Origin of the sequence: Bacillus sp. FDAARGOS_1420 (assembly GCF_019344915.1) — a bacterium.
Lineage (GTDB): Bacteria > Bacillota > Bacilli > Bacillales > Bacillaceae_G > Bacillus_A > Bacillus_A mycoides.
The window spans coordinates 520,989-542,255 of the sequence record NZ_JAHWJB010000001.1; the positions used below are offsets into that span (position 1 = coordinate 520,989).

General features: G+C 34.4%; 22 protein-coding genes and 1 riboswitch. Of the genes, 10 read left to right on the forward strand and 12 right to left on the reverse strand.

Translation table 11 applies throughout. The features are described from left to right. Positions 1-46: 46 nt before the first annotated feature. From I6L50_RS02745 to I6L50_RS02755, 3 genes are all read left to right on the forward strand, one after another. Positions 47-769: an amino acid ABC transporter ATP-binding protein gene (locus tag I6L50_RS02745; RefSeq protein WP_002029539.1), complete on the forward strand. Its 723-nt coding sequence runs from the start codon at positions 47-49 to the stop codon at positions 767-769. 121 nt (positions 770-890) lie between these two features. Continuing rightward, positions 891-1,685 carry an ABC transporter substrate-binding protein gene (locus tag I6L50_RS02750; protein ID WP_002091263.1) on the forward strand — a complete coding sequence of 265 codons (795 nt, stop codon included), beginning with the start codon at positions 891-893 and terminating at the stop codon, positions 1,683-1,685. 93 nt (positions 1,686-1,778) lie between these two features. After that, entirely contained in the window at positions 1,779-2,471 is a 693-nt protein-coding gene (locus tag I6L50_RS02755) for an amino acid ABC transporter permease (protein WP_113770341.1), read from the forward strand. 50 nt (positions 2,472-2,521) lie between these two features. Here the strand turns inward: I6L50_RS02755 and desB are convergent, their stop codons facing one another. Further along, complete coding sequence (gene desB / locus I6L50_RS02760; protein ID WP_002091268.1) at positions 2,522-3,607, reverse strand: Delta(10) desaturase DesB; 1,086 nt, start codon at positions 3,605-3,607, stop codon at positions 2,522-2,524. A 578-nt stretch (positions 3,608-4,185) separates the two neighbouring features. On the opposite strand from desB, the gene I6L50_RS02765 reads away from it, so the two are divergent. Continuing rightward, entirely contained in the window at positions 4,186-5,712 is a 1,527-nt protein-coding gene (locus tag I6L50_RS02765) for an FAD-dependent oxidoreductase (RefSeq protein WP_219300407.1), read from the forward strand. Positions 5,713-5,841: 129 nt separating this feature from the next. Next, the gene (locus I6L50_RS02770; protein WP_219300409.1) at positions 5,842-7,143 is read left to right on the forward strand and encodes an MFS transporter; all 1,302 of its coding nucleotides are present in this window, start codon (positions 5,842-5,844) and stop codon (positions 7,141-7,143) included. Between the two features lie 134 nt (positions 7,144-7,277). Here the strand turns inward: I6L50_RS02770 and I6L50_RS02775 are convergent, their stop codons facing one another. After that, positions 7,278-8,060, reverse strand: coding sequence for a nucleotidyltransferase domain-containing protein (locus I6L50_RS02775; protein WP_113938005.1), 783 nt, complete (start codon positions 8,058-8,060; stop codon positions 7,278-7,280). A gap of 113 nt (positions 8,061-8,173) precedes the next feature. Further along, a complete protein-coding gene (locus I6L50_RS02780; protein ID WP_113938006.1) occupies positions 8,174-9,283 on the reverse strand; it encodes a PRK06851 family protein in 1,110 nt (369 codons plus the stop codon). Positions 9,284-9,432: 149 nt separating this feature from the next. Then, a riboswitch (SAM riboswitch) is annotated at positions 9,433-9,545 on the forward strand. 85 nt (positions 9,546-9,630) lie between these two features. Here I6L50_RS02780 and I6L50_RS02785 point away from each other — a divergent pair. Next, positions 9,631-10,263: a cyclase family protein gene (locus I6L50_RS02785; RefSeq protein WP_219300411.1), complete on the forward strand. Its 633-nt coding sequence runs from the start codon at positions 9,631-9,633 to the stop codon at positions 10,261-10,263. A 25-nt stretch (positions 10,264-10,288) separates the two neighbouring features. Here the strand turns inward: I6L50_RS02785 and I6L50_RS02790 are convergent, their stop codons facing one another. The 8 genes from I6L50_RS02790 to I6L50_RS02825 form a co-directional block, all read right to left on the reverse strand. After that, entirely contained in the window at positions 10,289-10,672 is a 384-nt protein-coding gene (locus I6L50_RS02790) for a hypothetical protein (RefSeq protein ID WP_033715352.1), read from the reverse strand. A 229-nt stretch (positions 10,673-10,901) separates the two neighbouring features. Further along, a complete protein-coding gene (locus tag I6L50_RS02795) occupies positions 10,902-12,128 on the reverse strand; it encodes an ATP-binding protein (RefSeq protein WP_219300413.1) in 1,227 nt (408 codons plus the stop codon). 147 nt (positions 12,129-12,275) lie between these two features. Continuing rightward, on the reverse strand, positions 12,276-13,541 hold the full coding sequence (locus I6L50_RS02800) for an S-adenosylmethionine decarboxylase related protein (RefSeq protein WP_219300416.1): 1,266 nt from the start codon (positions 13,539-13,541) through the stop codon (positions 12,276-12,278). A 232-nt stretch (positions 13,542-13,773) separates the two neighbouring features. Continuing rightward, on the reverse strand, positions 13,774-14,442 hold the full coding sequence (locus tag I6L50_RS02805; RefSeq protein WP_002016710.1) for an LSm family protein: 669 nt from the start codon (positions 14,440-14,442) through the stop codon (positions 13,774-13,776). 14 nt (positions 14,443-14,456) lie between these two features. Next, on the reverse strand, positions 14,457-14,597 hold the full coding sequence (locus tag I6L50_RS02810) for a hypothetical protein (RefSeq protein WP_219300418.1): 141 nt from the start codon (positions 14,595-14,597) through the stop codon (positions 14,457-14,459). A gap of 24 nt (positions 14,598-14,621) precedes the next feature. Then, a complete protein-coding gene (locus I6L50_RS02815; protein ID WP_113938009.1) occupies positions 14,622-15,071 on the reverse strand; it encodes a spore coat protein in 450 nt (149 codons plus the stop codon). Positions 15,072-15,091: 20 nt separating this feature from the next. Beyond that, entirely contained in the window at positions 15,092-15,601 is a 510-nt protein-coding gene (locus tag I6L50_RS02820; protein WP_113938010.1) for a spore coat protein, read from the reverse strand. Positions 15,602-15,849: 248 nt separating this feature from the next. Further along, positions 15,850-16,089, reverse strand: a complete 240-nt coding sequence (locus tag I6L50_RS02825; protein WP_002010190.1) for a helix-turn-helix domain-containing protein — start codon at positions 16,087-16,089, stop codon at positions 15,850-15,852. A gap of 181 nt (positions 16,090-16,270) precedes the next feature. Here I6L50_RS02825 and I6L50_RS02830 point away from each other — a divergent pair, with 181 nt between their 5' ends. Then, the gene (locus I6L50_RS02830; protein ID WP_219300420.1) at positions 16,271-16,639 is read left to right on the forward strand and encodes a hypothetical protein; all 369 of its coding nucleotides are present in this window, start codon (positions 16,271-16,273) and stop codon (positions 16,637-16,639) included. A gap of 231 nt (positions 16,640-16,870) precedes the next feature. On the opposite strand, the gene I6L50_RS02835 is transcribed toward I6L50_RS02830, so the two are convergent. Further along, positions 16,871-17,920, reverse strand: a complete 1,050-nt coding sequence (locus I6L50_RS02835; protein ID WP_219300422.1) for an NAD(P)/FAD-dependent oxidoreductase — start codon at positions 17,918-17,920, stop codon at positions 16,871-16,873. Positions 17,921-18,250: 330 nt separating this feature from the next. Here I6L50_RS02835 and I6L50_RS02840 point away from each other — a divergent pair, with 330 nt between their 5' ends. The 3 genes from I6L50_RS02840 to I6L50_RS02850 are packed head-to-tail and all read left to right on the forward strand — an operon-like array spanning position 18,251 to position 21,261. Beyond that, positions 18,251-19,168, forward strand: coding sequence for an iron-hydroxamate ABC transporter substrate-binding protein (locus I6L50_RS02840; RefSeq protein ID WP_000732562.1), 918 nt, complete (start codon positions 18,251-18,253; stop codon positions 19,166-19,168). Positions 19,169-19,216: 48 nt separating this feature from the next. Next, positions 19,217-20,257 (forward strand): FecCD family ABC transporter permease, encoded by a 1,041-nt coding sequence (locus I6L50_RS02845; protein ID WP_002139451.1) that lies wholly within the window; start codon positions 19,217-19,219, stop codon positions 20,255-20,257. Beyond that, positions 20,254-21,261, forward strand: coding sequence for a FecCD family ABC transporter permease (locus I6L50_RS02850; RefSeq protein ID WP_044444293.1), 1,008 nt, complete (start codon positions 20,254-20,256; stop codon positions 21,259-21,261). Before I6L50_RS02845 ends, I6L50_RS02850 begins: the two co-directional genes overlap by 4 nt. The last annotated feature ends 6 nt before the right edge of the window (positions 21,262-21,267 follow it).

The window sequence follows — 21,267 nt, forward strand, 5'->3', positions numbered from 1 at the left end:
ATAAGGGGCAACATTTGTAAAATATATTTTTGACTGGGGGTTTTGTATGATTCAAGTTCGAAATCTAGTAAAATCATTTGGCTCACTTGATGTTTTAAAAGGAATTGATTTAGAAGTAAAAGAAAAAGAAGTTGTTGTTTTAATCGGTGCCAGTGGTTCCGGCAAAAGTACATTACTTCGCTGTCTTAACTTTTTAGAAATGTACGATGAAGGTGAAATTCACTTACAAGGTGAACGAATTGATCCGAAGCATTCAAATTTAAACAAAGTCCGTGAAAATGTCGGTATGGTTTTTCAACACTTTAACCTCTTTCCTCATATGACCTCACTAGAAAACATCATAGAAGCACCTATTCACGTAAAAAAATTGGAGACAGCAGACGCGAAGGATGTTGGGAATCAACTCCTACAAAAAGTCGGCCTACAAGATAAGGCGGATGTAACTCCTCACCTACTTTCAGGTGGTCAAAAACAACGCGTTGCGATTGCACGAGCTCTTGCTATGAATCCTAAAATTATGCTATTTGATGAACCTACCTCAGCCTTAGACCCTGAACTTGTTGGAGAAGTATTGCAAGTTATGAAAGAACTTGCTGAAGAAGGAATGACCATGATTATTGTTACTCATGAAATGAATTTCGCAAGAGATGTAGCTGATCGCGTCATATTTATGGATGACGGAAAGATTGTAGAGGACGCTCCGCCAGCACAATTCTTTTCAGCTCCATCACATGAACGAGCAAAACAATTTTTACGCAACGTTTTATAATGTAACTTCTGTTTCAAATGAAAAGAAATACATCCATACGGTGCACAACTAATTGTCCAATTAAAATATCTCAGTAACATACTTAAAACCATCCGTATGATCAATATATAGGAGGGGTTTTATGAAAAGAAAACTATTAACCATTGTTGCGAGTATTACATTATGTACATCCTTCATACTAGGAGCCTGTAGTAAGGAAAGTGCTACTACTTCTTCAAATGGTGAAAAAGAATTTCGTTATGCGATGAGTGGCTTATATAAACCTTTTAACTATAAAGAAAATGACGGAAAGCTTGCCGGTTTTGATGTGGAAATTGGTGAGGCACTTGCGAAAAAAATGAATATGAAACCCACTCCTATTACAAATCCATGGGAAACGCTAATTCAAGGTCTACAATCGAAAAAATATGATGCTATATTGGGCAGTATGGCAATTACAGAAGAACGCTTAAAAGCTGTTAGTTTCTCCAATCCTTATTATCGCTCTGGTGCCCAAATTTTTGTGGCTAAAAAGAATACATCTATCTCTTCTCCAGAAGATTTGAAAGGTAAGAAAATTGGTGTTGTAAAAGCTAGTACCTTTAAAGACCTTGTTGCAAAACATACAGATCAAATCACAGAATATGATAGCGATATTACTGCACTTATGGACTTAGAGCCTGGACGTATTGATGCAGTAATCACTGATCAAATGGTCGGTTTACGTATGATCAAAGAAGGTAAATCAAATATAAAAGAAGCTGGAAAACCATTAAATCTTGATGAAATGGGAATTGCTATTCGTAAAGATGATAAAGAAATGGTTGAGAAAGTAAATAAAGCTTTAGATGAAATCATTAAAGATGGTACGTATGAAAAGATCAGTAAAAAATGGTTTGGGCGTAATATTCTTGGAGACGAGGCAAAAACAAAGTAAGTTAGCCATTTAGAGATTTCATAAATCATGCCCCACTTTGTATGTGGGGCACTTCATTCACTACTAAAATCCATACAATATGAGGTGACACATATGTTTGAAATTTTTATCTCTACCTATCCCACACTCTTAAAGGCTACTATTGTCACATTACAATTAACATTAACATCCCTATTACTCGGTTCACTAATTGGATTACTAGTCGCTTTCTTTCGAATCTCTAACAATAAGGTTTTAAATAGTATTGCTCATGTATATATCGCCATTATTCGTGGTACACCTTTAATTGTTCAAATTGCCATTCTCTATTTCGGTATTACATCGATTATTGTCTTCACTCCTTTTTGGGCAGGAGCAATTGCTTTAGCAATCCATAACGGTGCATATATTACTGAGATTTTCCGCGGATCCATTCAGTCCGTTGACCGTGGACAATTGGAAGCCGCTCGCTCTTTAGGTATGCCTTACCCTTTAGCTATGCGCCGAATTATATTACCACAAGCATTTCGTCTGTCTCTTCCCCCTCTAGGGAACCAATTTATTATTGGATTAAAAGATTCTTCTCTTGTTGCTTACGTAGGGTTGTCCGAATTATGGGGATCAGGTTTATCAATTGCTGCAAGTAACTTCCAACAATTAGATACATACATAATTGTTGGTTTATATTACCTCGTACTTGTTCTTCTATTTACTTATTTTGTTAATCTTTTAGAAAAACGACTTCAACGAAAAGAAAATAACTCTGTCCAGGTCAAGACGAAGAACAAGAAAGAAGTCTCTTTATAACAAAAAGCAAGCTCTAAGAGAGCTTGCTTTTTCATCGTAAAATATGTCTATTATTGATTTACTTTTTTTATAGTCTCTTTTTCCTCTATATGTTCCTCACGATATGAAATATTATGAGGATCCAATCCATTTCCTAAAGAACCATAGAAATGCTCCCTATGCGGATCAACTAATTCACTTCCGTGATAATACACACGTGGTGTATTCCAAAGTGCTGCCAAAGCTTTTGTCATCGGCATTTCGTGATAGCGTTCCGGCCACATTTCTTTAATTTTATCTTTTACTAATGGATAGTATTTAGAACTCATAGCAGGAAACAGATGATGTTCTGTATGGTATGAGAAATTGAAATGTAAAACGTCTACCCAGCGCGGTACTGTTACTGATAAACAGTTTGCTAAAGGATCATTTACTGGAACAATAGGATTTAAGCGGTGATTTGTTGCGATATACGCCATTACAATAAAGTTAGCAATTAACAACGGAATCACGTATGCAAAGAACCACTTTGTAGGTCCCATAATAAACAATAAACTAATCCAAACTGTCCAGGGCAAAAGAAGTTGAAGCCATACAGATTTTTGATTGGATGACTTAAATTCTTTTATAAAATGAAAGAACATTCGAGTCGAATGTAACGTAAATTGAATTGTTAGTGACAGGAAACTAAAGAATGAACGTACATGAAGAGGCATGCGATATACCCAACTCAAAAACTTACTCTTTTTCAGTTTCTCAAATGTCGGCCATGCATCTGGATCATTCTCTTCATGCTGTGTGTGAACATGATGCGTTGCATTATGCCACTTTCTCCAAAGTTTTGGGCCAGTTGATAATGGCATAAATGCTATCGCACCTAAAAAATCACGAAGCCATGCCTTTCTTACAACTGTTCCATGTAAAATTTCATGTCCTAAAAATCCAAGTGAAGCAAAACATAATCCAAGAACAATTGCAATTCCTAGATTTGCCCACACATTCAATTCAAATACACCGATCGTTATTAAACCAGCCAATGCCACAAGTAAATAAGCCAGTCCACCAAATAATCGATTAGGAACTGGTTTAAATGCTTTTTTCGGCAAATGTGGTGCTACACGTGCTGCATACCACCCAAACGTATGAAGCTCCTTCATCCTTTTGCCCCTTTCTTATGCCGCGCCCCGCGCAACTTGCATATATCAATTCTTGCTTCCAGATTGATTTTACTACGTGATCCAAAAAGCATTTATCATAAGGAAAATATACTCACTCTATCGTCACTTAATTTTCGCTTTTATTATCAATGAAAAACATTTCTCTTTTTACTCTCTATCAACCTTTCCACATGATGAATCATAACAATAGAATTTCTATATTGTCAACAACTTTTATGACCTAGTAATAAAGGTTGGTTATATTTTTATAATTATACTTTATTTCACTAAAGAAAAATCATAGATTTCATAAGGCTTTATCAGGTATATATACATATCCACTTAAACAACATAGACTCTATCTTATTCAAGAACTCTCTATGTAATCAACAAATGGAATCACTTGAATTTAGCTTTATATAAATCCTACTTCTTCATACTGCCCCAATAAAATAATTATATTAAAATATTTTTTCTTTCGTTTAGTAAGAATAGAACGCTACGAAAACAACATACATGAATTCCATATAATATGGAAATATTAAAAGGAAAATTGTTCTAATTTGGAGGTTTTCAAAATGACAGATGACACATTTCCGCAGTTACCATCATCCTATTGGATTGAATCTACTCAATTTCCTACTTTTCCTCATTTATCCGAAAATATAAAGACAGAAGTTGCTGTTATCGGAGCTGGTATTACAGGCATTACCACTGCCTATTTACTCGCTAAAGAAGGAATGAAAGTCGTTTTAATTGATTCTGGTCTTATTTTAAATGGAACGACTGGGCATACAACCGCAAAGGTAACGGCACAACATGATCTTATTTATGATGAATTAATAAATCATTTCGGTGTGGAAAAAGCCCGACTTTACTATGAATCAAATAATCATGCTCTACAATTCATAAATGAGACTGTGCAAACATATAAAATCGACTGTAATTTCTCAAATGAAGATTCGTATTTATATACAACTACTGATAATGGATTAAGAAATTTATCGAAAGAATATGAGGCCTATCAAAAATTAAATATACCTTGTGACTATGTTCAATCTCTATCGATTCCGATTCCAGTACAATCTGCACTTGTCATGAAAAACCAAGCACAATTCCATCCCCTCCTTTATTTGAAAACACTTTTAGAAAAGTTTGTGGAGATGGGCGGCAAAGTTTATGAACAAACAACAGCTATTGATGTGGAAAAAGGTGATTGTCCACAAGTCATTACAAAGGGTGACCATCGCATCACTTGTAAATATATTGTCTCTTGTTCACATTTTCCTTTTTATGATGCTAATAGCTTTTTCTTTACGCGAATGTATGCAGAACGCTCATATGCTCTTGCAATAAAAGCAAAAACAGATTATCCAGGTGGCATGTATTTAAGTATTGATGATCCAAAACGCTCCTTACGCTATATAACAAACAATGGAGAAAAGTTGATTTTGATTGGCGGAGAGAGCCATAAAACGGGACAGGGAATAAATACGATGCTTCATTATGAAGCACTCTATTCTTTTGCTGAAGCAACTTTTGGAGTAGATGAAGTTCCCTATAGATGGTCAGCGCAAGATTTAATTACTCTAGACAAGCTCCCTTATATCGGACATATTAACGAAAGAAATCCAAATATATTTGTTGCAACTGGATATCGTAAATGGGGAATGACGACTGGAACTGCAGCAGCTCACTTACTGAAGGACTCCATTCTAAAAGTCCACAGCCCATATAAAGAACTGTTTGCACCATCACGCTTTCATGCAAATCCGGATATAAAAACTTTCCTCTCTCAGAACATTGATGTTGCTAAACATTTAATTGAAGGGAAAATTGAAACCGCATTACGTAAACCAGAAGATCTTGAAGTTGGCGAGGGATCTGTTGTACATGTTAACGGTAAACGAGCAGGTGCTTATAAAGATAAAGAAGGAAAATTACATATCGTCGATACGACTTGTACACACCTCGGCTGTGAAGTTGAATGGAATAACGGTGATTGTACTTGGGATTGCCCTTGTCACGGTTCCCGTTTTTCAATTGATGGGAATGTTATGGAAGGTCCAGCAGATCAACCATTAAAACGAGTTGATAACGAATAAAAAAGCAAAGAAGTTCAACGGGAATCCTGTTGAACTTTTTTATTTTTCATATAAATTTCGACATACGCAGGGAAATATTAACATTAAATAAAATAATATATTCATCTACAAATAAAAGGAGTGAATACTATGCAACCTTCTGCTCCACCTCATCTAGAATCTACAGAAACTATCTTTTCAAGTTCTATTACAAAACTTGTTGTTTTTATTTGTTGGCTAGCCATTCTAGCTGACGGATATGATTTAGGTATTTACGGCGCCGTTCTGCCAAAGCTCCTAGAAGACAAAAGCTGGGCACTATCACCAGCCCACGCTGGAACAATTGCCAGCTATGCTTTATTTGGGATGTTTATTGGTGCTATTCTAGTTGGAACCATTACAGATCTAATTGGACGAAAATGGACACTTATATGCTGTTTAGCCCTTTTTTCTATCACAATGGGCTTAGCTGCAATTGCTCCTTCTCCTGAATTATTTGGGTTATCTCGATTTATCGGAGGAATCGGATTAGGCGGTGTTATCCCAACGGCTTCAGCACTTACTGTTGAATATTCACCAAAAAAACGGCAATCTTTTATTTATGCTCTTATGTTTACCGGCTATCCTTTAGGTATCGTGTTAGGCGCTATTTTATCCATGTTTATGCTAGAAGATTTCGGATGGAGAATTATGTTTGGCATCGGAATGATTCCGCTACTCCTCATTCCTTTCATTATTCGTTATTTACCTGAGTCCATTCAATTTTTATTATCGCGAAATCGACAAGAAGAAGTGAATAAAATTCTTAATCGCTTTCAAATTGAACTCCATGTAAAAGATGAAATTCCTGAAACACCATCTAATATACAAAAGAAAAATGGATTTCTTACGTTATTCTCAAAAGATTACATAAAAGCAACACTACTTTTTTGGCTCACTTATATAATGGGAATGTTTTTAATATACGGTTTAAATACTTGGCTACCACAGATGATGCGCCAGGCAGGATACCCTCTTGGATCTAGTTTATCATTTCTACTTATACTAAATATTACTGCAGCTATCGGTGCATTATTTGCTGGGGCGATTGCCGATCGTATAGGAGCAAAAATTGTTATTAGTATCTCCTATCTTATGGCAGCCATATGTATTGGACTATTAACAATTAAACCATCTGTTACAATCATTTATCTTTTAATTGGTCTTGCTGGAATTGGATCAGTCGGTATTACTCAAATATTAAATGCTTATGTAACACAATACTTCCCATCACATGTACGAGCTACCTCCTTAGGCTGGGGACTTGGACTTGGCCGAGTTGGTGCGATTGCTGGCCCTATTCTTGTCGGTATTATTATGACAATGCAATATGACTTGGCGTGGAATTTTTACTTATTCTCCTTTGCAGGTCTTATCGCAGCTATATCTGTTTTCTTTATTCCTACAAAATAAAGTGAAACTTTAATCAGCCCTCACCAATCGGGCGTTTACGGACAGTTGACCTCCCACCTAACTTCTTCGCTCCAGCCGAATCTTGAGGTGGGAGTCTTACTGCCCGTTAATGCGGGATAAAAAAGAGCACAAACTCACTTGTGCTCTTTTTCATATACTTCAAACAACATATTTCGAAATAATGTATTCAAACTCTCAATATCAATCCCTAATCCCTTTTCAATCCCTTTCACGTATTGCTCATAATAATCAATTTGTTCTTCTAAAAATTGATTTAACACCTCAATTTTCAATCCAACATCTAATTCCGTACCTGCTTTTTTCTTTATTAACAACTTTTCAATTTCATCTAATACACTAGGCTCTACTGATAGTTCCATAATTAACCGGTCAAATTCTACTGGGGGCAATGTCCCTTTCTCTTCTAACCATTTACAAGCTAAAATAGGACGTAATACGTAAAAGTACTTTTTCAACTTTACATTTTCACCTTGTAAAAATTCACGATAGTTTTTTGAAGCCATATGTAAGTAATGATATATCGTTGATTTCGGATTAAAATCCTTTTCACTCATTTGCTGAAGCTGTTCTGGAAGGTTCGAGTTTTTCGAATAAAAAATCGGCGATCGAATCCATTCGAGTAACGCTGGATTTGACTTTGCAAACAGTTGCAAAGCCTTTTTAATATCCCAACCACTTATGTCTAAATCATCACTAATTGGATATTCGATTACATCACGCTTATCATGGATTGATAAATACCATTCTACAGGGTGTATATAAACAAACCTAACATCATAATCACTATCTTTCGATGGAAACCCCCACGCCCGACTCCCTGATTCCACAGCGAATAAAATTTTCACACCATTCTCTTTTTCAATTCGCTCTAGTTCTAATTCAATTTTCTCTCTCATTTCATACCATCTCCATTTTTTGATTATTTCCCTGGGAATTCGACAAATATACGACTAATTTTACTATATACCAAAACAGCTGTCAGACAATTTCTGACAGCTCAATAAAGCACCTATTTTTTATTTTCAATTACAGTAGCAGTAATTCGTTCAAACTCTTTTTGAATTTCCTCTTTATATGCATCCACTTTTGAAAAATCCATAGCAGCAATATAAATTCGTTCTAATTTATCACGAACTGATTTTGCTTTTGCTAAGAAAGACATTGCCTCATTCATTTTTGCTTTATATTGAATGGAAACGTCACGAATTTCTGTAGCATACTTCTCATCCGTCCCCGGTTTAACAATAAGAGCATACATATCTATAATCTCATCACCTTCGCGACTTGGAAAATATTCATGTGGTGCGGTACTATCAAAAATTGCAAATCCTAATTCTCTTACGATAACCATATCAAGACTATTCGGGTCAAATCCGCAATGATATACTTCAACGTCAAAACCTTTTTCTTCTGCTGCCTTCGATAACTTTTTGAGCATTGTTGATTTTCCAGAGCCCGGGCGTCCTTTTATAAAATAACGATGTGGTAACCCTTCTGTTAAATTAGGAACAAAATCAACTGCTCCTTTCGGTGTAGCAGCTCCTAAAAAACGATGTTTCACAATCGATTGTTTCTCCTTTTTATCTGCAAATAATTTCTGAATTAGCTGATCTGTTAGTTCATTTGCTTTATTAAAATCAATGTTATTAATATATATTTTCTCCCACTCATCATGTATAACTAATGCCTCTTTAAAACATCCGTAAGCAGATTTGAAAGCCTTTCCCGCTTCTGATACAAACCGTTCAATTTCTAACTTCTGCTTTCTTAATTTATCTGAGTCCCAAGCAACTCCTAAATTTATATACTCTTCAATAACTCCTGGCATTTTCGGCTCAATAACATGCGGTGATGTTCCATCAACAATTCCTACTTTTAATTTCGGAATAATCACCCCATCAACTGACTTATTATCAGAAGAACAATGCAAAAGTTCAATATCATATCCTTTTTCAACCCATTCACGACCTATTGCCTTAATTAAAGAAGATTTTCCCGTTCCTGGACCACCCTTTAAAATAAACAACCTGTCTAGCCCCTTCAAATTCTCTTCGTATAAGCTGTGAAATCCTCTAGCTGTATTTCCACCGGCATAATAATTCAATACATTCCCTGTCACTGCACTCACTCCTTCGCAACAGTCTACTTACATAAGCTACAATATGCGAGCAACTTTATTTGGGTGAACACCTAATTTGTATTGCACGAAAAAAGGAAATGAATTACAATTTAAATATCACAAACATTCCGAATTTAAAACCGAATAAACCTTTATCAAGAGAGGCAGAGGGACCGGTCCTTTGAAGCCCAGCAACCTCAGTTTATGCAAACTGAATAGGTGCTAATTCCTGCAAAATGCATTGCATTTTGGAAGATAAAACTCAACTAGTATGTAAAGCTCATCTTTCTTGATTATGAAGGATGGGCTTTTTATTATTTGAAAAAAATATATTGGAGGTATGTAAAATGAAAGTAATTGATCTATCACAAACGTTTGAAAATAATATGTCTCAATTTCCTGGAACACCAAGAATCCAACTAGAAGCCATTACAAGCGTTGAAGAAACAGGTTATCAAGTTACGAATTTTCATTCTGTCGTTCATGTTGGTACGCATTGTGATGCGCCTGCTCATTTCATTTCAGGCGCAACCACTATTGATCAATTACCCCTAAATCAATTTGTAGGCGAAGCTGTCCTTATCGATGTGACTCATGTTCAAGAGCGAAAATTACCTAAGGAAGTATTACATACTGTCGACATAAAAGAAGGCGATATTGTCATTTTCCATTCCAATCTATCTAATAAATGGAATACCGAAGCTTATGAGAAAGAAGCGTTTTATCTTTCCGAAGAATTAGCTGAAGAACTAGTTCAATTAAAAGTAAAATCTGTCGGTTTAGATTTTATTTCTCCTGATGAGGTAACGACAGAAACATCACCGATTCATCACATACTGTTAGGAAATAATATTTACTTAATTGAAAACTTAACAAACTTAGATGCCATTAAAGCGAAACGATTCTTTTTCTCAGCAGCACCTTTAAAAATTAAAAATAGTGACGGTGCTTTCGCAAGGGCATTCGCTGTTATTTTTTAAACATGGTCTACAAAAAAAGCAAAGATCACTTTTGACCTTTGCTTTTATATTTTTTATTTAAGTTAAAAAAGAATTGCTCCACCTTTGGTCGTATCCACGCTAAATAATCTTTATCTTTCTTCTTTGTACAAGCTATCTCTTCTCCATCTACCATTTCGACAAGTTCTAGCTCTAACAGTTGCCTCGTAAATGCTACCATATTTACTTCTTCTGCTGGATATTCTTCTTTTAATTTCTCCTCAATTTCTCCCAATAAAAAACCGTCACGCATCATTGCTAGTGCATCAATCCAAAGTGGCGGCATTTCATATGTCTCTCCTGTAATCGTATCTTTTACAATATAGTTCTTTTGCTCTTTTCGAAATTGAATCGTGTGTAAGCATACAGTCGAATTTAATGTTAATTCCATCATACCACCCCTTTCATCATATCCGCATAGAAAAAAGGATGCGCGTGCACCCCTTCTTTTCTTTTCATAACACTACTGAACCGTTACATGAGCTAAAAGCTCTATGTCGATATTTTCCTCCATTATAAACGAAGTTTTTTATAAAAAAAACCCTTCTTGAAACATTTTATAAAATGTTTATATTTACACAACAAGAACACTTTTCTGAAAAGTAATTTCGTCTAATGCACTACACTGTTGGTAAATAAATTTCCACTTTCGTTCCTATCCCCATACTACTTTCAATCGCGATACTCCCTTGATGTTCTTCAATAATTTTATATGTAATCATTAATCCAAGACCTGTACCATTCTCTTTTGTTGTATAAAAAGCTTTTCCGATCTTTTCTATTTTCTCATTTTCTATCCCAAGACCTTGATCTTCAACAGAAATACACAAGTTCTCTCCAGCTTTTTCATATGCCAGAATCCGAATATTCCCGCCTCCTGGCATCGATTCAATTCCATTTTTGATGATGTTTAACAACACTTGTTTTAATTGCTTATCATCACCATTTATAACGGGTAAATTTCCATCTACTTGCAAATGAAATTTCACTTTATATTGAGTCGCATAGCTTTCCATTAACTGTACAACATATAAAAGGATTTCCCCTATATTACACCATTCATAATTTGTTGGTTTCGGTTTTCCTAATAACATCAATTCACTAACAAACCCATTAATTCTCTCAATTTCTTGCAGCATAATCTCATAGCTCATCGTATCTTCAGGATTTCTTTCTTTTTGAATTTGTGTAAATCCTTTTAAAGCTGTTAATGGATTTCGAATTTCATGAGCTATTGTTGTAGACATAGTCCCAATAACCGCTAAATTTTCTGTCTCTTTCATACTGTTCATCATCTCAACAACTGTCCTTACATAAGATTGAAATCTCTTTAATAAAGAATGCGAAATGATGAAAAAGAATATACATAATACAAGCGGAATCACAACTTTTGCATCTTGTAATATCAAAGTAAAAAATACATATTTTCCAATTACACTACAGGAAACGAAATAAAAATATTTTCTGTTCACAAAAATCGGTGCAAATAGAATTAAAAATATTTCAACCATATTTCCATTTTCAAAAACACGATCACTGTGTAAATAAATCATTAAGTTATTAATAAGATCAATAAGCATGTACCCAATTAAAAATAAGTATTTCACAAAATATACATAACCTTGTTTTTGAAGATATATTGAAATAGGAAATAAAGATATTACTAATATATATACACCTATTCCCATACCACCTTCTGGCCACCCTACCCTTGCTTCATTAATATTCATAGCAGGATAAACAAAATAATAGATAACGTCATATAAAAAGAAAATAATATAGAATAATAATATAAATACTTTTAAAGCTTCTCTTTCTTCATAAATCAAGCTCTTGTATTTGTTCATATAAAAACTCCTCTTGATCAATACAAAAAAACATTTCAAGTGTTATCTCTTTAAATTATAATTATGAAATTGCTTTCAGGGCAACATGTAACCTTCTAATACTAAAAGGAAGGAAGGAGATACAGCTCCTTCCTTTTCAGTTACAATTTATATCCATCTTACCCTATCATTTAGCAATCCATCTGTAAAATTATTATGTCCTACTACAAAATCCTTCATATATAAATTTAAATATTCCCCATACTTACTTTCAGTATTTAATAATAATTCTTCTACATAATAAGCGCCTTGTCCAAAAGTATCTAACAGTAAACTACATAAGCCAGCATAAATTCCACACCCTACTTGGAAGTACGTCGCATTTGTTTTATATTTTTGAAAAACTTGGCTACTATTCATTACATTATACATGTATGTCTCATTATGTTCATAAACGAGTAACACACCGACTAAATCTTCTCCTATAATATCATCTTCTGCTGGATTAAATACTTTACGATTCCAATTCCATAAATCTTCCACTTTATCTAAGTTCTGTCTAATTAAGTTTGTTGTATACTCATTGATCCGATAAAGAAAACCCACTTCCATATTAAAAGATTTCCCTAAAATTAAAACTTCTTCATGTGGCATTAAGCAACCATAAAATTCTTTTTCACCTAACTTTACTTTATACTCTGAAGCATATACATCCTCATAAAAGTAAAGTGGACGATGATGACTCATATACATAGGATAACTCCATATCGCTTCATCAAGAAAACGCTCAACTGCCCATGATGCATAAAGTGTATGAGGTTTTATAAGCTCTTTATCATTCAAAAATGAATTATCATGTTCTACAATATAGCATGCTCGCGGCTTTTCATTTGGACGTTCTTTCATAAGCTCAACAACCATCCATTGAACAACACCAGGATTCATACCTGAGCCTATAATCGCTCTTGTATTTGTAAATGTTTCTTTCTCCTTCTCAAACCTCGTATACCTTTCCGTAAGCTGAAAACCAAGTAAACTATCGTCTTGATCTACTGCCTCATTTTCCAAAGCCGAATTAATATAACAAATGCCAAGGTCATTACAACAACTCAGTACCCTAATTGTATCTGCACCTGAAACATCAATAACAACCTTCGTTCTTTTTTCCTTTAAATGATGTTTAAATTTGACTACATCTTGAAGGTTTATTTCATATAAAAAAAATTGCTCTTTCAAATTTGGAAACAACTCATCATAATAACTTTTATCTTTTTGTTTTATATCCACCAAATGGAAGTTCATATTCTTTATCACTTCATAAATTGGATCTTTTTCATTTACTACCGCTTGATTCAAAATTGCTAACACTGCTTTTGCTGCTCCACCAGCACTTCCAAGTAATGTAATCGAAAACGAATTTGGAAACTGCTCCACAAACAAAACCCCTTTAATAAAGTAGTTGAGCAGCTCTTCCTCAAAAAGTGAGTTGAATACACCAAAAGGTAGCTCGTACACCTTTAGTACAAGATTGCCCCTTCAAAGATTACACTAACATACCTATATGATATTCAATTCATTTTCCCCTCATATCCAAATCGAATTAAACAAATAGGCTCGACCTTTTCTTCCCTATATATAAAAGAAAAAGCCAGCCCTTTCAACTAGCCTACGGACAATGGACAGATTTCACATGTTGAATATTCACGTACATTTTTGCGTCACGTGCTTTTAATATTTCAATATGCCCTTCATCAATTTTCGTCATCTTTCCGATTTTATTAGATTCCTCGCCTAAATCAAACACCATAATTTTCCCTGACATTTTAATAAGCTGTTCTTCAAAAGTTCTAGCTAGAGTAATATTTAATGGATTTACGGGGAGTTCATTTTTATTGAGGGAATAAGGTACTTGGTTCTCTTTATAAGGAATTAACCACTTCAAATGCTTTAAAGATATATATACAGTTTTGTAAACAGGGCTATAAAAAACAATATAATCGTTCATCACACTTGTAACATAACCGTGTATCGGAACATTTCCTGCCACATAAATTTCTGTAAAAATCCCTTTAGATGTGATTAATACTTTTCTCAAAGAAATTGAAGGTGATTCCCTCTTAATTACAGAGTCCACACCAGGCTTTAATATTTCTTCATCATGCTCTCTTAAAAATTTATAATACTGGATATGGTATAAAGATATATATACATAGTCTTGTCCATTGTAAAGAACTACAATATCATTTCCTACATCAATTAATACACCTTTAAATCTTTTTTCACCGATTAATTTAACGTATATATTTTCTCCAATATTTTTGTTTAACTCATTCATCTATATCCTCCTTTCTATAAAATACTACTTTTCCTGCCTTCCATTTCTAAAAAAATAATCAGGGCAATGTTCTGTCTTTTAGTAGTAAGAAATTCTTTTTCATATATCGCTAATAATTGTAGCGAACTATGAAATCGTTCTTCACTTCCAATCATAATGCCCCTCTTATTTATCAAACATTATTCTTCTTCATTCTTTTTACACTTAACTACTTGATTCACACTCTTAATATGATAAATAATCACGTAAATGACTTCATCACCATTTACTAGCGTAATGCATTCATCATGTACTTCACTTAATAAACCTTCCACACACTCTGGTCCACCACGATTAACCTTTATCCACTTATACTTCAGGTCACTTAATACATCTAAAAAAGTATCTTCATCAGAATAGAAACATGAACCATAGTAATCGTCACATTTTGTTTCTTTCACTTTCTTGACTAGACTCTTCACATGTTTCAACTGATAATATACTACTTCTCCATGAGGTAATTGTAGTGTAAGGTAATCTTTCCCCAACGATAAAAGTACACCTACTCGACTTTCCGGCCCGCGCAGATTTACCTTTACATTTTCACCGACTAAACCTTTAATTTGATCACAGCATAATAGACTCTCCAATTTCATATCCTCCTTTCTTATTATCTTCCTCTTCTTGATTGTCTTTGTGCACGAGCTCGACTTGAATCATTGCTACTTTCATCACTTTTCTCATCGCTCTCTCCACATACTGATTCGTTATAACTAACACTTTTAATATGAGCTAGTGCAATTAATATAACTTCCTCTTTTATAATTAACGTTACATAATCACAAGAAACGTCTTGTAAAATGCCTTCAACTTTCTCTGGACCACCACGATTAATTTTTACCCAGCGGTATTTGAAGCTTTGAAGTAGCTTTTCAAAATCTTCTGCACAGTCATATTCCAACCAGCCACAATCATCTGTTACACAATCTTTCGTATTCTTTGTAATACTTTTCAGATGGCGAAGCTGATAGTAATAGCGCTCTCCTTTTTCATTCTTTAATACGAAGTAGTCCGTACACACTGATACTATTGTTCCTTTTTGAGATTCTGGTCCACCTCTGTTTACTCTTACATAAGATCCAATTAAATCTTTCAAAAAATCACAATGAAGTAAACTCACGAGAAAACCCCTTCCATTAATTTATAAGCTTTTGCACTGATAGTATATGTATCTGTACAGGTTATGTTCGCTATGTTTGTCCCCGCTATGAAAAAATATGCTTTTAACTAATAATACTAATCCCTATAAAATCTTCTTTCCCTTAAAGTAACTCTAGGATTTCGGATGACTTTTTCATCCCTTAATATAAAAAGCCCCCGTATTAAGATACATTTCTGCATATCTTAATACGGGGGCTTTTTATAAATTTAATCTTCGTCTTTAACATCCATATCTTCTGGAATTGGTTCATTTAATATTTCTTCCACTAACTGCTTATATTTCTCCATTTGTTCTAAATGTGTATTAAACTGTTCCTTATTTATTAAATATTGCTCTCCATCAAACAATGCACGAACTTTCTTTTGCTGAATTAAGTCTTCAACATACGATTTTGGTAATTTCAAATACTCCGCAGCCTCTTCTATCGTTATATACAATGTGTTCATTCCTTTATTATTTTTTCATATACATAATGTATCTTACTTTATTTTTGTAAACAAATAAAAAAGATTTTGTAAATACAAATTAAAAAGCAGGTAGATGCATTCCATATATTGTATAATAGTATAGTAAGTATTTTTTAAATATAGAATGGTATTACCCATTTACACAAAGGAGAGTTAACATATGGCTACTCGTCACATCATTACAATGTTAGAAAAAACATTACGAGTTGAAACAGAAAACACAATTTCTCATCTATCTAAGTCTTTATCCGATCGTATTCTTTCACAAAGTGCAGCAGTACATGAAAATAATTGTTATCATACGATTGGTGAATGGTACAAAAATCATTTCTTATTCCAACAAGATGATTTCCTTTGGGCTAAATACGTTTTCTATGATGCATATTGTGAAGCTATAAAAAAACAAGGCAATCTTACAAAACGCGTTCGTCAAATATTAGAATCATTAGCTCGACAACATGGAAAACAATATATTGTTTCTATACAAAATATTCCATTTCCTAATAAACAGACAAAAGGGACCGCATAATTTAATAATGGTCCGCACAAACCAACTATAGATTCATTGTTTCCTAGAAAGATTTACAAATAAAATGTTCAAGTCTTTGTATTCCCTTTTTATAGAAATACATTCATATGACATGAACTAATGAAAACGGTGTCATGAAAATGATTGAAAATATAGTAAACAGGAAAAACCCCATTTGTATCTCTCGTCCATAGAAATAGAGATGTAAATGGGGGTATACTTGTTCCTTTATTATTTCATCATCTGCTTAATCAATTCTCGATTTCTCTTCTTAAATACTTCATTATGAGAAGAAACCATTCCGTACTCACTTGCATCAGGTTGAATAAATTGTTTCGCTTTATTCACAGCGTTTCCAGCATCTTGGAATGCCCCTGCGATTAAATGCAATTTCCCTTCATGCTTTAAAATATCTCCAGCGGCATATAATCCGTCTACCGAGGACTCACTATTTGCATTCCCCGCAATATAATAATTGTCAACAATAGCAACATCTAGCTCACTATTTTCTAATAATGTTATATCGCGTTCATATCCATGATTAATAATAACTTCATCGACAGATAAATGAGAAATTTCTCCAGTTTCATGATTTGTTAATTCTATATATTCAATCGCTTCATGGTTATCACCAGCAATTAATTTTGTAATCGATGTATTAAAGAAACATTCTGCTGAACTGTTCATAAGTTGTTTTACTTGTGCTTCATGACCAGATAATTCTTCTTTTCTATATGTTAAATAAACTTTTTTTGCGATTGGTTCTAATTCGTTCGCCCAATCAATTGCGGAGTTCCCTCCACCTGAAATAATTACCGTTTTATCTTTGAAACGTTTTAACGATTTAACTGTATAATTTAAATTTGAGACTTCGAATCTCTCCGCACCTTCAATTGATAGCTTTTGTGGATTCAATATACCACTCCCAGTTGCGACGATCACTGTTTTTGAAAAATGTTCTTCCCCAGAGCTTGTTTTTAATGTAAAAATGCCATCCTGATTACGAATAATCGATTCTATTTTTGTATTCAATACAACTTCAGGCTGAAATGTTAATCCTTGTTGTACAAGTTGCTCAATTAATTTATCACCAGTAACCGGTAATAATCCGCCAATATCCCAAATCATTTTCTCCGGATAAACATGTATTTTTCCACCTAACTGTGGTTGAAATTCTATTATTTTCGTTTTCATCTCTCTTAGTCCACTATAAAAAGCTGAATAAAGCCCTGCAGGTCCTCCGCCTATCACAGTTACATCAAACAATTCTTCTTGATTCATTCGTGTCACTCCTCAGCTACTAATAATTGATTATCATTCTCAATAAAATATAACTTGTTTTTATAAATTTTACAATCAAAATCACTATTGACAATACACCTATATAAAATTATAGTATTTAAAGAATCAATAGTGATAATCATTATCAATTTGTTAATTATTAGCAACTGTGAGATTACATCTTCTTCTATTACTATGGTGAATACTATATGGTAAAATCTCAAGTTCAAGATTGTTAATAAGACTTTTGTATTACCACTAACTTTTCAAAAGATCAAAGCTAAACAATTTATTGTATATCACATATCATCTATCAAAAGGAGCAAGACGATGAAAAAATTATTCATTTCACTAACAGTTCTGTTCGTCCTTGTTATGAGTGCTTGTAGCAATGGTTCAACAGACAAGAAGAACGACGCAAAAGGTAAGAAATCAGAAACAATTACATACCAATCTGAAAATGGTAAAGTTGAAGTTCCAGCAAATCCACAACGTGTTGTTGTCCTATCATCATTCGCTGGTAACGTAATGTCATTAGGTGTAAATCTTGTTGGGGTAGATTCATGGTCTAAACAAAACCCACGTTTTGATAGCAAACTGAAAAATGTCGCTGAAGTATCAGATGAGAATGTTGAAAAAATTGCTGAATTAAATCCAGATTTAATCATTGGTTTATCAAATATTAAAAATGTTGATAAGTTAAAGAAAATCGCTCCTACTGTAACATACACTTACGGAAAAGTTGATTACTTAACACAACACTTAGAAATCGGTAAATTATTAAATAAAGAAAAAGAAGCAAAAACTTGGGTTGATGATTTCAAGAAACGCGCACAAACAGCTGGAAAAGACATTAAAGCGAAGATCGGTGAAGATGCAACCGTTTCTGTTGTTGAAAACTTCAACAAGCAGCTTTACGTATACGGCGAAAACTGGGGCCGTGGAACAGAAATTCTTTACCAAGAAATGAAATTAAAAATGCCTGAAAAAGTAAAAGAAAAAGCTTTAAAAGAAGGATACTACGCATTATCTACTGAGGTATTACCTGAGTTTGCTGGTGATTACTTAATCGTAAGTAAAAACAAAGATACTGATAACTCATTCCAAGAGACAGAATCATATAAAAACATTCCGGCAGTAAAAAATAATCGTGTATATGAAGCAAACATGATGGAATTCTATTTCAATGATCCACTTACATTAGATTTCCAACTAGACTTCTTCAAGAAGAGCTTTCTTGGTCAATAATACAAACATGAGGAATTCTTAATTTAAGAATTCCTCTTCCTTTATTCTATGAAAAGAAAAGATGTGAAACTGATGAAAAAAGAGCAAGACAACCTACGTTCCAACGCTTTTACATACAAATTAATTTTGAGTATCATTGCATTCTTTCTTATTTTTATGTTTGCAATGGTGTTAGGCGCTGCAGATACTTCTATAAAAGACGTATGGTTAGCACTTACTTCCTCTGCTAAAGGAGATAAGCTATCCATCCTTCGTGAAATACGTTTACCACGTGAAGTTGCTGCTATTTTTGTAGGAGCTGGACTCGCTGTTTCTGGTGCAATTATGCAAGGATTAACGCGAAACCCACTTGCCGATCCTGGATTACTTGGCCTAACTGGTGGCGCAAATGCTGCACTTGCACTAACACTTGCCTTCAATCCTTCTATAAGCTACCTTTACTTAACACTAGCTTGCTTTATCGGTGCTGCAATTGGCGCTATTATGGTATTTGGAATTGGCATGGTGAAAAAGGGCGGACTTTCTCCTCTTCGAATTGTATTAGCTGGTGCTGCTGTTTCAGCATTTCTACTTGCAATCTCAGAAGGTGTTGGCATTTACTTTAAAATTTCACAAGATGTATCAATGTGGACGGCTGGGGGCGTAATTGGAACGAGTTGGAGCCAATTAAAAATTATTATTCCGGTTATTTCAATAAGTATATTTATCGCTATCTTACTTGCAAAGAAATTAACAGTTCTTAGTTTCAGTGAAGAAGTTGCCGTTGGACTCGGTCAAAAAATAATCGTTATTAAAACGATTTTATTTATCATTATTATCTTACTTGCTGGTGCTTCTGTAGCACTTGTCGGAAACATGGCATTTATCGGCCTTATGGTACCCCATATGGTTCGTCCAATCGTTGGACCAGATTACCGTTTTGTTATACCGATGTCAGCGATTGCTGGTGCTTCTTTTATGCTGCTCGCAGACACAATCGGACGTACAATTAACGCTCCATATGAAACACCAGTTGCTGCAATCGTCGCAATTGTAGGATTACCATTCTTCCTATTTATTGTACGTAAAGGAGGAAGAACTTTCTCATGATGCAATCTATTCTAAAGAAACAACGCCTTATCATACTTGCATTACTCATACTTACCATCACAACAATTGTAATTGGAATGGGACTCGGTTCTGCCGCTCTCTCCTATGACAGATTAATCCCAACACTTATGGGACAAGGTACATTTAAAGAAGAATTCGTTTTATATTCTTTAAGGCTACCTAGAATCGTCATTACATTATTAGCCGGTATGGCACTCGCTTTATCAGGTGCTATATTACAAGGTATTACCCGAAACGATTTAGCTGAACCTGGTATTCTCGGCATTAACGCTGGTGCTGGTGTTGCAGTTTCTGTTTTCTTTCTATACTTCCCGATAGACGTAGGTTCATTTCTTTACCTACTACCAGTCGTTGGATTTATCGGTGCGTTTCTAACAGCTGTTCTAATTTACGTATTTTCATATAGCAAATCCACAGGCCTTCAGCCAATAAGATTAACATTAACCGGCATCGGTTTTTCCTTTGCACTATCTGGCGCGATGATTGTACTTATTTCATCTGCAGATCGTATGAAAGTAGACTTTATCGCTAAATGGATTGCCGGAAACATTTGGGGAGATGACTGGACATTTGTTTTAGCAATGCTTCCATGGCTAATCGTATTAATCCCATTTGTCTTCTATAAAGCAAATCGATTAAATATACTAGCATTAAACGAACCAGTAGCAATCGGTGTTGGAATTGAAATTGAAAAAGAACGAAGATACTTATTAATCGCAGCCGTTGCACTTGCTGCCGCTGCTGTTTCCGTAACAGGAGGCATTAGCTTTATCGGACTTATGGCTCCTCACATCGCCAAATCTTTAGTAGGTCCAAGGCATCAAATATTCATCCCTATCGCCGTTTTAATCGGCGGATGGTTATTACTACTAGCGGATACAATTGGACGAAATATCGTCGAACCTAGCGGTATTCCAGCTGGTATTGTCGTTGCTTTAATTGGTGCACCTTACTTTATGTATTTGTTGCTCAAGAAAGTGTAAGAAACA

Coding starts and splice junctions, on each gene's coding strand:
- I6L50_RS02745 (WP_002029539.1), top strand. CDS start 47: ATGATTCAAGTTCGAAATCTAGTAAAATCATTTGGCTCACTTGATGTT.
- I6L50_RS02750 (WP_002091263.1), top strand. CDS start 891: ATGAAAAGAAAACTATTAACCATTGTTGCGAGTATTACATTATGTACA.
- I6L50_RS02755 (WP_113770341.1), top strand. CDS start 1,779: ATGTTTGAAATTTTTATCTCTACCTATCCCACACTCTTAAAGGCTACT.
- desB (WP_002091268.1), bottom strand. CDS start 3,607: ATGAAGGAGCTTCATACGTTTGGGTGGTATGCAGCACGTGTAGCACCA.
- I6L50_RS02765 (WP_219300407.1), top strand. CDS start 4,186: ATGACAGATGACACATTTCCGCAGTTACCATCATCCTATTGGATTGAA.
- I6L50_RS02770 (WP_219300409.1), top strand. CDS start 5,842: ATGCAACCTTCTGCTCCACCTCATCTAGAATCTACAGAAACTATCTTT.
- I6L50_RS02775 (WP_113938005.1), bottom strand. CDS start 8,060: ATGAGAGAGAAAATTGAATTAGAACTAGAGCGAATTGAAAAAGAGAAT.
- I6L50_RS02785 (WP_219300411.1), top strand. CDS start 9,631: ATGAAAGTAATTGATCTATCACAAACGTTTGAAAATAATATGTCTCAA.
- I6L50_RS02790 (WP_033715352.1), bottom strand. CDS start 10,672: ATGGAATTAACATTAAATTCGACTGTATGCTTACACACGATTCAATTT.
- I6L50_RS02795 (WP_219300413.1), bottom strand. CDS start 12,128: ATGAACAAATACAAGAGCTTGATTTATGAAGAAAGAGAAGCTTTAAAA.
- I6L50_RS02805 (WP_002016710.1), bottom strand. CDS start 14,442: ATGAATGAGTTAAACAAAAATATTGGAGAAAATATATACGTTAAATTA.
- I6L50_RS02810 (WP_219300418.1), bottom strand. CDS start 14,597: ATGATTGGAAGTGAAGAACGATTTCATAGTTCGCTACAATTATTAGCG.
- I6L50_RS02825 (WP_002010190.1), bottom strand. CDS start 16,089: ATGAACACATTGTATATAACGATAGAAGAGGCTGCGGAGTATTTGAAA.
- I6L50_RS02830 (WP_219300420.1), top strand. CDS start 16,271: ATGGCTACTCGTCACATCATTACAATGTTAGAAAAAACATTACGAGTT.
- I6L50_RS02835 (WP_219300422.1), bottom strand. CDS start 17,920: ATGAATCAAGAAGAATTGTTTGATGTAACTGTGATAGGCGGAGGACCT.
- I6L50_RS02840 (WP_000732562.1), top strand. CDS start 18,251: ATGAAAAAATTATTCATTTCACTAACAGTTCTGTTCGTCCTTGTTATG.
- I6L50_RS02845 (WP_002139451.1), top strand. CDS start 19,217: ATGAAAAGAAAAGATGTGAAACTGATGAAAAAAGAGCAAGACAACCTA.
- I6L50_RS02850 (WP_044444293.1), top strand. CDS start 20,254: ATGATGCAATCTATTCTAAAGAAACAACGCCTTATCATACTTGCATTA.